This is a genomic window from Acinetobacter sp. 148 (genome assembly GCF_031196675.1).
GTDB classification, from domain to species: domain Bacteria; phylum Pseudomonadota; class Gammaproteobacteria; order Pseudomonadales; family Moraxellaceae; genus Acinetobacter; species Acinetobacter baumannii.
The window spans coordinates 1-10,729 of record NZ_JAVIMT010000046.1 but is presented as its reverse complement, the minus strand read 5'-3'; the positions used below and the strand labels follow the sequence as shown (position 1 = coordinate 10,729).

Genomic DNA, 10,729 nt, shown 5'->3' with positions numbered 1-10,729 from the left:
TGTGACCATGCGTAAAGAGAGTCTAAATAAAGATTTGATCATTAAACAGCATTGAATAGCCGTATCGGAGTAAGTTTGATTTCGACCTTGCTTGTTTTGTGGTTGTGCATACCACTGAGTGTTTGGATCAAACCAAATGGAAATGTTGCCCCGATTAATGAGAGCGCGATTATAGGAAGACCAGTTGGTTGTACGATAAGTTTTAGGAGTAGGTTTATTCATTTTGAAATTATAGGACTGAATAAACCTTATAGGCTAGGTTTGTGCAACAAAGCCTCCCCCTGTACAAACTTGATATTGTAACAAAATCAAGTTTATTAATTAGAAGAAGCTAAGACAATGAAATTACGATAAATGGTGAGTCACTTTTATATTAGTATTTCTGCGAAATCAATCTCTAAAAATATAAGGGAGACTACCTCCCTTATATTTCAACCAATCGAGATAATCAGGTTATCTTATATCTCTAGACCACATATCTTTTACTTAATCCCCATTCTGCCAATATCCGTCTATATGTCGTTGAAGATTTGTCTGCTGCAAAGTGCGCCTCCATTGAAACATCTAATGGAAGTTCTTCCGGTTTTTGACTCTCAACAATATCCTGATCCTCTGCAAAAATTTGTGCATTGAAGTCATATACAGCCTGTAGGTCACCCGTCGTATCAAAATTACGTGTCAACGGAACAAATAGCCTGGTTTGATTATGCGAAACAGGACAACAAGCATTCAAAATTTTTAAAATCCCATTGTTAGGAAAATAGACAGTAAGTGTTGCCGAGAATGGAGGATATACATCAAATTCTCGTTTCCATAAGAAATTCTCTGGCTCTAAATGTCTCAAACTATGAGGAAAGTTACTTACTGTAGAGATATAAATCGTTTTAAGTCCATAATCTGTTCTTTCAGTTTCATATTTTGGCACTACTGGATTATCACGATCAGCGAATGCCTTGTTATGCACCCAGGCAAAATGTGCCACATCGATAAAACCTTCAAGCTGACGACCACTAGAACCTGCTATATCAACAAATGGTGGGAGTATTGATTGATGTTCATCCGAATCCCAAGTTTCAAGAACTGGAAAATTAGCTTCACTTTCATCACGGCTAAATAAGCTGGTCCAAACTAGTCCATATTTCTCAACTACAGGGAATTTAGTTAAGGTGAACCGATCTGAAATTTGGGTAAGTTCTGGTTGAGCAGGGATTTTTACGCACTTACCTTGTGCGTTATAGTTGAGCCCATGATAGGGACAAACAATATTTTCACCTTCTACCCATCCTTTACTTAATGGCACTCCTCGATGTGGACAGATATCTCTGACCAGATGAATTTCTCCACTTTCAGTTTTATAAATAGCCATTTTGACATCAAGAAGCTGAACTTGTTGCGGTTGAGTCGTTACATCCTGGATTTGAACTACCGGATACCAATGCTGCGCTAGAATATTCCAGTCATTTGGGTCAAATTGACTACATTGTGGCTGAGTGAATAAATTGAGAACTGGTATTGCATTCATTTTAGCGCTGCCCCTCTTATAAGTTATTGATTAATTCAAACTTCTTAGCATTGCTTCATCATGACTTTTTCTTTTCTATCTGTCTATTAAAGACTTTAGGAATGGTATTTCTAATTTTTAGAACACTTTTCTTATTATTGTTCTTCTTATCTAAACTTAACGAATAACTAGCATTTTATAACTCATCACAATTCTTAATTGATGCTGAATTACTTGGACTCCTATTACTACTCTGACTTTATTTAGTGTTGCCTTTTTGGCAACGAGTTGAGCGAGATTCTCTGCTATACACGGAATTAAATTGTCATTAAGTTGATAACAACAAAGTTCAAAGAGCCACAAAAATGTTGATATACACACCACCTTCTACGGCTAAGAGTATTCCAGTAATCGACTTAAGCGACAGTTTTTCCGATAACCTAGAAAAACGGAAATCTGTTGCGTGGGAAATCCATAAAGCATGCAGAACAACAGGTTTCTTCTATATTAAAAATCATGGTATCGCTTCTGAAGTTCTCCAAAAACAATTAGACATTGCAAAACAGTTTTTTGACCTTCCGATTGAAAAGAAACTAGAAATTGATTTCAAAAACTCCAAATGCCTTCGTGGTTATGAACTAATGGCAGCTCAAACACTTGATGAAGGCTCTCCTCCTGACTTAAAAGAAGGGTTCATGTCAGGGAAAAATCTAGATTCAAGTCACCCATATGTCCAAAAAGGCTATCCACAACATGGGCAGAATCAGTGGCCTGAAGATCTTCCTGAAATGAAGACCCAGACCGAAACCTATATTCAACAGACTTTAAAACTGGGTAAGCATCTAGCTGGCCTATTGGCACTTTCTCTTGGGCTTGAAGAAAACTACTTCGAGGCAGGCTATGATGAAACTGTCATTATTACCCGTATGCTTCACTATCCTCCTCAATCTGAAAAAATTGTAAACAATCAGCTAGGGTCCGGTGCGCACACTGATTGGGGGTTACTGACGCTCTTATTGCAAGATGAAGTAGGTGGACTAGAAGTACGCAATAGTGAGGGTGAATGGATACGTGCACCTCACATACCAGATACTTTTATCGTAAACCTCGGTGATTTAGTCCAATTCATGACTAATGGACTCTACCTCTCAAATATGCACCGTGTTTTCAATAGTAAAGCAGGTGTCTCACGTTATTCGGTTCCAACCTTCTTTGACTTGGATTACGAATACAAAATCAAAACGCTGCAAAATTTAGGTGATCAATTTAAGGCTGAACCTAAAGAAATGACTGTAGGTGAATACATAGCCTATATGTATCAAAAAACTTACGCATCGAAAAAAGAAGCCGTTTAATTTATTCAACAGTTGGTATCAAAATTATGAAAAAAATGTTTCCCCTAGGTTGTGCTGGTTTAGGCATTCAAAACTCATCAAAAGAACGACCAGTAAGCCTGAATGAGCCTACTATTCTCGAACAGTTCGAAATGCTAAAAGCTGCGGAGGTCTTTGATTTTCTGGATCGTATCCCTCTTGAAGATAGTCAAATAGATGCTTACATCAAGGCAAGTCAGAAAACAAATATCCCTATTTATTCTGGTTGTGGCTTATATGTCATTGGCAAGGATGAGGAAGCATTCAAACAGGATATTAATCGTAGTGCCGCTGTAGGGGCCAAATTCCACAACATGATGATTTGGGCAAAACATGCAGATGGTCATTATGTAACGAACGAAGAAGTTGCTAAAACTTATATCGATTTCTACACCTACGCTCAAAGTAAAGGAATAACGGTTACCTTAGAGTGCCACGTTGATAACTGGTCTGAAGATTATCGTCGAGTAATTCCGGTGGCAGATCTTATAGAAAAAGAAGGTGTGCCGTTTGAGTTTGCAATGGATTACAGCCATTGTATTTTTAAAATTGAAAATGAAATTGAGCTTGCTGTATCACAAATGCGTGATGATCCTGAAGCTATCAGAAAGTTAGATCCTTTTAATAATGATAGTTTTGCAGATGATTGGCTGAATCGAAATTTAGTTACATGGGGGCAGATCCGTCCTGCAGTCCCGAATAATCCAGTTAACTGGTTAGCATTTGAAACAGGACCATATAATGGCTTAGGAACAAATCGTCCTGGCCGAGGAATTCAGTATCCATTTAATCAACCTACGGAAGGTGAATGGCATACAGACTTCTGGCATGCATATAAGCTTGCACCAACCAAAGAAGTCATTCGTAAAATCATTGATAGCTACTTGAACAATCCAAATTCTAAAGTTCAACTTATGACTGTTGATAATATCAATTTAGAGTCGTATGGTTTAAATTGGAAATACAACATGTTTGCCGACAGTTGCAGTGTTGCCCATTATATTCGTGAGATTTATGAGGAGCGACTGGCAATATTTATGGCAAAACAAAATTCAACTGATACTCTTCAAAGAGAATCAGCATGAATAACCTACTTAATTTAAAAAATATTTTCGTAAATGCCAGTCTTTTAGGACTTTTACTCATCAGTGGGGCCAATCCAGCATTGGCCGCTGATCAAGCGGCTTTTGTCTATGTCGCTCATAAAAACGATTATGGTTGGTCTTATTCACACGATATAGGTCGTCTGAAAGCAGAAAAGCTTACAGGGTAAATTTAAGACCTCTTATATCGAGAATATTCTAGATAATGCCGACTCTGAACGTACATTTCGGAGACTCGCACAACAAGGAAATAAGGTTATATTTGCTACTACCTTCGGGTATATGAATGCCATTGAAAAGGTAGCTAAACAGTTCCCGAACACCATTTTTATGCATGCGAACGGATATAAAACTGCAAAAAATGTGGGAGTCTATGATATCCGAACCTATGAAGGCTCTTACTTGCAAGGGGTATTGGCAGGCTATAAGACTAAAAGTAATGTTTGGGTGTTGTAGCACCATTCCCAATTCCTGAAGTCATTAGAGACATCAATGCCTATACACTTGGGGCTCAATCTGTAAATCCAAAAATTAAGACCAAGATAGTCTGGATTAACACTTGGTTTGATTCAGGAAAAGAGCATGAGGCTGCACTTGCATTAATATCGCAAAATGCTGATATATTATCACAAGTCACCAACTCACCCGCTGTAGTTAAAGCTGCTCAGGAAAAAGGGAAATTTGGCTTTGGCTGGAACTCAGATATGAGTAAGTTTGCTCCTAAAGGTCACCTAGCTGCATCAGTGTTATATTGGGAAAAAATCTATACTCCTGTTTTGCAGCAAGTGCATAACAAAATATGGAAGTCGGGATCGACATGGTATGGTGTCAAGGAAGGTGCCATCGATATAGCAGGTTTTGGTCCAATGGTCTCTAACAATGAAAAAATGAAGGTTTTGGCAGTCCGAGATAAAATTCGTAACGGTCAATATATTGTGTTTAGTGGACCACTTTACAAACAAGATGGAACATTACTTTTGGGAAAAGGTAAACATCTCTCAAATACGCAATTGATGAGTATGAATTATTTCGTTAAAGGCGTGGATGCTGCTTATCCAAAATAAACAAAGCTAAGCCTTTATTGAGGGATTTCGATAAGGGCTTAGCTTTTTAGTTGTACTTTTCAGGTTATGTTTATTGTCCAGCTTCGCCTCTTTGTAGGATTTCATCTGTAATAAGCCTGGAGAGAGCGTCTGTTGCTGTGGAAAGATAATGCCCTTTACGTGCATACAGACCTAAATCACAGTAGATACCATTGTTATCATTAAGCGGAATATAGCGAAGGCGATTATTAATTATTTCATTTTCCAACCCAAAGAATGTCTGAAAACCAATTCCCTTATTCCTGAGTATTAACTGTTTCATTAATTCCAAAGAACTCGTTTGCATTTTAAAATTTGGAATAGCATGTTGTGCACCCGCAAATAATGGCGCCAACTGTTGATAAATAGATAAATTAGGTTTTGGCATAATCACATCATAGTCGAGGCACTGATGGAATGACACCGTCTTTTGAGAGGCCAAGGGATGCTCAGTCGATACAATTGCACCTAATTTAAAATGGGATATTGCTATTTGGTGCAAATCATTATGCTTTGGCAAGGCAAAAGCCAAGCCTAGATCCACCCTATTTTCAATGATTTCATTAGGGATATCTTTTGAGCCTAAAATTGTAACCCCTACAGTTACATTAGGATATTTTACTTGGAATTTTTCAATAATCTCTGGCAGGAAATTAATTGCCAGTGTTTCAACACTCGCAATTTCTACATGACCTTTATAAAGCCCTTTCAGTGCATCCAATTCATTCTGCAATCGCTTAGTATCTCGCAATACTAAACTGATATGTCTTGAAAATAACTCACCTGCATGAGTAAGTACCATACCCGAAGGCACCCGATTGAATAATGGTGCTCCAACTTCATCTTCGAGTTTTAAAATTTGCCTGTTTACAGCAGAAGATACGACATTTAATTGTCTGGCTGCTTCCCTGATTGAACCGCACCGGCGTACAGCATCAAAATAATGAATTGCTGCTGAGTGAAAGCGAAGACCACGTGTACTCATTTTAACATCACATCCTATTCCAATTTTAAAGCCCCAATCCATTTATAAATTTGAATGAGCTATTGAAATAGAAGCAAAAAACTTGCCATTAAGTAGCAGCCATTTTTTGGACCTAAAGCATTATTTTCAGTGCATCCCGTTGCTTTTTCAGCATCACCACTCATTTAAAAAAGTTTAAGCAATTGTTTTTATTTAATTAATTAAGAATAGCTCTCTTTTTGGCATCAGCTTGCTCGATATTCATTGCTATGCGGTCTCATGATTATTTTATAAAAAAAGAAAACATTATTTTTGAGAGATTGCTACATGACTGCGCTGGAAAACAATCAAAACATTACCTCTATACCCATCATCGATATTTCTGGACTTTTGGATAATGACATACAAACGCACCAAAACATTGCCTCACATATTCGGAAAGCATGCTTAGATAAAGGTTTTTTTTACATTACGGGACATGGAGTTTCTAAAGCATTACAAGATAAGGTTTTTGAATATTCCAAATTATTTTTTAGTCTTCCCCCAGAACAGAAAAAGCAGTGGTCCAAAGAGCTTTCTGAAGCAAATAGAGGCTATGAATCATTAAGAGCACAAACACTTGAACCTAATTCTCCGCCTGATATAAAGGAAGGCTTTTATATCGGGAAGGAACGCTCACCTTCAGATCCTTTTGTCATCCATAAAGCTTTTAACCAAGGCCCAAACCAATGGCCAGATATTGATGGATTTAAAGAGGTAATGGAGGAATATCAAGTTGAATTGATTAAAGTCTCTGAACGACTCATGCGTGCTATTGCATTATCTCTAAACTTGGAAGCTGACTATTTCACAGAGTTTTGTAAGGATGCAGATTTAGTCACTTTACGCTTATTACACTATCCCCCTCAACCAGCTAATGCTCAACCAAATGAAAAAGGTTGCGGGGCACATACTGATTTCGGCGGGCTTACTCTATTACTTCAAGACCATAATCGTGGTTTACAAGTATGGGATCAGTCAACAAACCAATGGATTTGGGCAGAGCCTATTGAAGATAGTTATGTCGTTAACCTAGGTGACCTAATCTCTATGTGGACGAACAATACATATAGATCCACCCTCCATCGCGTCATCAACATCTCAGGTGGGGAACGATATTCTGTTCCATTCTTCTACAGCGGTAATCACCAGTATCAGATTGAATGCATTCGAGAGTGTTTGGAGGAAAACTCAGAACCGCTATATCCACCAATCAGTGTTGAACAGCATTATCGTAACATGTTCAAAAAAACATATATCTAATAATAAGGAGTTTCCCATGAAAAAATTACCAGTTATCGACATTGCACCTCTTTATGACGTTAACCATCCTGATTATGCAGATATATGCAACCAAATTGACCAAGCATGTCGTGAATGGGGATTCTTCTATATCAGTGGTTATAAACCGAATCACCTTGCAGAAGTTCAAAGTTTAGCTAAAGAGTTTTTTAGTAAGCCTCTACAAGAGAAATTAGAAATAGATATTCAAAAGAATAAAATTGCACATAGAGGATATGGTGCATTAGGAGTAGAACAACTGAACCCTGACTTACCTGAAGACTTTAAAGAAATATATGACATGGGTGTCCATTTAGAAGCTAATCATCCCGAAGTCATTAATCAAGAACCTCTAAGGGGACCAAATGTTTATCCAAATATTGAAGGGTGGAAAGTAGCTACAGAAGAGTATTTTGATGAAATGGTGGATTTAGCAAAAATATTGCTTAATGCCATGTCTCATGCCATTGGTCTTCCGCAAAATTATTTTGATCATTGTCTGCAAGACAGCCTATGTTTTCTCCGGTTAATTCATTATCCGCCTACCTTAGACAATACAGACTCTCAAGGTTTTAATGCGGGAACACATACTGATTATGGGTGTGTAACTATTTTGGCTCAGGATGAAGTAGGTGGATTACAAGTTCAGGATGTAAATGGTAATTGGATCGATGCTCCTCCTATACCTAACACCTATGTAATCAATATCGGAGATATGATGGCACGATGGTCAAATGATCTCTATAAATCGACACCTCATCGCGTTTCGAGTCCTAAAGGAAAACAAAGATTCTCATTTCCATTTTTCATACAACCTAGTCCAAAAACTGTAATCCGTTGCCTACCTAACTGTTACAGCGAATCCAATCCACCTAAGTACTTACCAATTACTAGTATGGAATATTTGCAATCACGTTTTAGTGCAACCTACAAACATCGTGCTGAAGTTTGAATATGGCTTTGTTGCACAAAGCTATTCTTAAGGGCTTCTTCAGCGATATAATTTTCAAATGAAGAAGCCTACACAATTAAATAGATTTACCGATTTAGGCAGACCTCACACCCGAGTTGTCACTTAAATTTGAGTAGATATGGGAAATCCTAGTTTTTAAATCTTTGTGCAACAAAGCCTTTGAATATCGGAAACAATTATATGAAAAAAAATGCGCCCTATCTATTTTTAAGCACATGTTTAATAAGCACTTATTCTTTTGCTGAGGAATCATGGTTAAATTGGCAATCCAATAGTATTTCTGCACTTTATGGTAAAGGTTTCGAAGTAGAGCCGGATACACATGAAACCATTACCTTCGAACATGCGAGCAGTTGGAAATGGGGGGATCTCTATCTATTCGTCGACACTTATTGGTTTGACGGTGAAAAGACTGCTTCCCAAGGACATAATGCTGTCTATACAGAAATAGCCCCACTCTTTTCAATAGGAAAACTAACCAATACGAATTTGAGCTTTGGGCCAGTGAAAGATGTCCTAATAGCTACGAGTTTTGACTTAAGTATTCAAGATCAGCCTGGCTATGACGATATGTGGACTTATTTAGTTGGTCCAGGTTTTGACCTAGATATCAAAGGCTTTGATTATTTCACCCTTAATTTTTACTATCGCATTCCAGACGATGGAAACACCCCAAGTGGACAATGGCAAATCACTCCTTTCTGGTCATATACCGTCCCATTTCTTAAATCATCAATCATTTTTGATGGATACATTGATTGGGTAGTCAATTCCAAAGGTAATAACTCTTCCGACTTTCACTTTAACCCACAAATCAAATATGACCTTAGCCCTCATCTAGGCTTAAGCCCAAAAAAATTAGCAGCAGGTATTGAATACGACTATTGGAAAAACAAATTCTTAATCGAAGACACTCCATATTTTAAAACTAATCAAAATGCTACTAGTTTCATCGTCAAATATACCTTTTAGGCTGAAGGAGAAAAACATATATGACTAACACAATCACAGCCAATAACTTAAAACCAAGCTCCATGATTTTTCTCAGTATCCAGCACGTCTTGGTAATGTATGCAGGTGCTGTTTCAATTCCCCTAATTGTTGGAGGAGCTTTAGGGTTAAGCACTGCAGAAATTGCTTTCTTAATTACTGCAGATCTATTTGTTTGTGGCATTGCCACCCTCATTCAAACTATTGGTTTTAAAAATGTAGGTATTCGCTTTCCCATTATGATGGGAGTTACCTTTACTGCAGTAGGCCCAATGATTGCAATTGGGACTAATCCAGATATGGGACTACTAAGTGTATTTGGGGCAATCATTATCGCAGGGATCTTTGGCTTCCTGATTTCACCATTTATTGGAAAGTTAATACGATTCTTCCCTCCTGTGGTGACAGGAACTCAAATTCTTGTGATTGGTCTATCTCTCATTGGTATTGCAGGCACATGGTCCGCTGGCGGATATGGGGTAAAAGACTTTGGAAATCCATTGTACTTATCTATCGCTGCCTGTGTTCTATTAAGCATTATTATCATCAGCCGTTATGTTAAAGGCTTTTTGGGCAACATTTCAGTTCTAATCGGGATGGGAATTGGTTATATCATCGCTGCATTTTCTGGCCTCATCTCTTTAGACAAGATAGATGAAAGTCCATGGTTAGGTTGGGTGATGCCATTTCACTTCGGTATTCCAGAGTTTAACTTTTGGGCTGTCTTGACTATGTGCGTAGTCATGCTGGTTATTTTCATTGAAACAGCTGGGATGTTCATGGCTGTAGGTGAAATTGTTGAAGAAGAGGTGGATCAGGAAAAATTGACTCGCGGTTTTAGAGCTGACAGCCTTGGCACAATGATTGGTGGGATTTTTAATATCTTCCCGTATACATCCTATGCTCAGAACATCGGTTTGCTAGCGATCACAGGTGTTAAGAATCGCAGTGTATGTGCTTTAGCTGGTGTGTTTTTAATCCTTTTAGGTCTATTTCCTAAAATAGCTTACTTTGTTGCGTCTATACCCTCATGTGTTCTAGGTGGAGCCGCATTGTTTATGTTTGGGATGGTGACATCTAATGGTATCAAAGTACTGCAGCGTGTCGACTTTCAAAATGTGAATAATCTCTACATCATTGCAGTCAGTGCCGGCATAGGTATGTTGCCTGTATTCTCACCTACTATTTTCTCACAACTACCATCTTATCTTTCACCTCTGTTAAACAGCCCAATTTTGCTAACGGCTTTTTGTGCTGTGATTTTGAATGCTGTTCTCAATCGAAAACAGCGGATATTGGATGAATAGTATCTTCAGAAATTGAAAGATGCATAAATATCAGATACACAGGGCTTTGTTGCACAAACCTAGCCTATAAGGTTTATTCAGTCCTATAATTTCAAAATGATCAAATCTTTATTTAG

9 protein-coding genes and 1 pseudogene are annotated in these 10,729 nt (G+C 37.9%); 7 read left to right on the top strand and 3 right to left on the bottom strand.

All coding sequences use genetic code 11. The features are described from left to right. A partial coding sequence (locus RFX69_RS08725; RefSeq protein ID WP_171253619.1) for a transposase occupies positions 1-222 on the bottom strand: 222 nt, incomplete at its 3' end. A gap of 244 nt (positions 223-466) precedes the next feature. Further along, positions 467-1,522 carry an aromatic ring-hydroxylating dioxygenase subunit alpha gene (locus tag RFX69_RS08720; protein WP_000991568.1) on the bottom strand — a complete coding sequence of 352 codons (1,056 nt, stop codon included), beginning with the start codon at positions 1,520-1,522 and terminating at the stop codon, positions 467-469. Positions 1,523-1,866: 344 nt separating this feature from the next. On the opposite strand from RFX69_RS08720, the gene RFX69_RS08715 reads away from it, so the two are divergent. The 3 genes and pseudogenes from RFX69_RS08715 to RFX69_RS08705 all read left to right on the top strand — a co-directional run bounded on the left by RFX69_RS08715 (position 1,867) and on the right by RFX69_RS08705 (position 5,041). Next, entirely contained in the window at positions 1,867-2,856 is a 990-nt protein-coding gene (locus RFX69_RS08715) for an isopenicillin N synthase family oxygenase (protein ID WP_017385290.1), read from the top strand. A gap of 26 nt (positions 2,857-2,882) precedes the next feature. Further along, positions 2,883-3,959, top strand: a complete 1,077-nt coding sequence (locus RFX69_RS08710; protein WP_000738084.1) for a hypothetical protein — start codon at positions 2,883-2,885, stop codon at positions 3,957-3,959. After that, positions 3,956-5,041 (top strand): annotated as a pseudogene (locus RFX69_RS08705) (BMP family ABC transporter substrate-binding protein). The gene RFX69_RS08710 and the pseudogene RFX69_RS08705 overlap by 4 nt, the downstream one beginning before the upstream one ends. A 70-nt stretch (positions 5,042-5,111) precedes the next feature. Here the strand turns inward: RFX69_RS08705 and RFX69_RS08700 are convergent. Beyond that, positions 5,112-6,044, bottom strand: a complete 933-nt coding sequence (locus RFX69_RS08700; protein WP_000107470.1) for a LysR family transcriptional regulator — start codon at positions 6,042-6,044, stop codon at positions 5,112-5,114. A gap of 306 nt (positions 6,045-6,350) precedes the next feature. Between RFX69_RS08700 and RFX69_RS08695 the strand changes: the two genes are divergently transcribed. From RFX69_RS08695 to RFX69_RS08680, 4 genes are all read left to right on the top strand, one after another. Further along, entirely contained in the window at positions 6,351-7,325 is a 975-nt protein-coding gene (locus tag RFX69_RS08695) for an isopenicillin N synthase family oxygenase (RefSeq protein WP_000125683.1), read from the top strand. Positions 7,326-7,341: 16 nt separating this feature from the next. Next, on the top strand, positions 7,342-8,295 hold the full coding sequence (locus tag RFX69_RS08690) for an isopenicillin N synthase family oxygenase (protein WP_000735995.1): 954 nt from the start codon (positions 7,342-7,344) through the stop codon (positions 8,293-8,295). Between the two features lie 201 nt (positions 8,296-8,496). Further along, positions 8,497-9,288, top strand: a complete 792-nt coding sequence (locus RFX69_RS08685) for an outer membrane protein OmpK (protein ID WP_032069246.1) — start codon at positions 8,497-8,499, stop codon at positions 9,286-9,288. 20 nt (positions 9,289-9,308) lie between these two features. After that, positions 9,309-10,613 (top strand): nucleobase:cation symporter-2 family protein, encoded by a 1,305-nt coding sequence (locus tag RFX69_RS08680; protein ID WP_000185581.1) that lies wholly within the window; start codon positions 9,309-9,311, stop codon positions 10,611-10,613. The last annotated feature ends 116 nt before the right edge of the window (positions 10,614-10,729 follow it).

What these genes read in the sequence shown, in the direction of transcription:
- RFX69_RS08710 (WP_000738084.1), top strand. Translation starts at nt 2,883, where the DNA reads ATGAAAAAAATGTTTCCCCTAGGTTGTGCTGGTTTAGGCATTCAAAAC.
- RFX69_RS08695 (WP_000125683.1), top strand. Translation starts at nt 6,351, where the DNA reads ATGACTGCGCTGGAAAACAATCAAAACATTACCTCTATACCCATCATC.
- RFX69_RS08715 (WP_017385290.1), top strand. Translation starts at nt 1,867, where the DNA reads ATGTTGATATACACACCACCTTCTACGGCTAAGAGTATTCCAGTAATC.
- RFX69_RS08720 (WP_000991568.1), bottom strand. Translation starts at nt 1,522, where the DNA reads ATGAATGCAATACCAGTTCTCAATTTATTCACTCAGCCACAATGTAGT.
- RFX69_RS08685 (WP_032069246.1), top strand. Translation starts at nt 8,497, where the DNA reads ATGAAAAAAAATGCGCCCTATCTATTTTTAAGCACATGTTTAATAAGC.
- RFX69_RS08690 (WP_000735995.1), top strand. Translation starts at nt 7,342, where the DNA reads ATGAAAAAATTACCAGTTATCGACATTGCACCTCTTTATGACGTTAAC.
- RFX69_RS08700 (WP_000107470.1), bottom strand. Translation starts at nt 6,044, where the DNA reads ATGAGTACACGTGGTCTTCGCTTTCACTCAGCAGCAATTCATTATTTT.
- RFX69_RS08680 (WP_000185581.1), top strand. Translation starts at nt 9,309, where the DNA reads ATGACTAACACAATCACAGCCAATAACTTAAAACCAAGCTCCATGATT.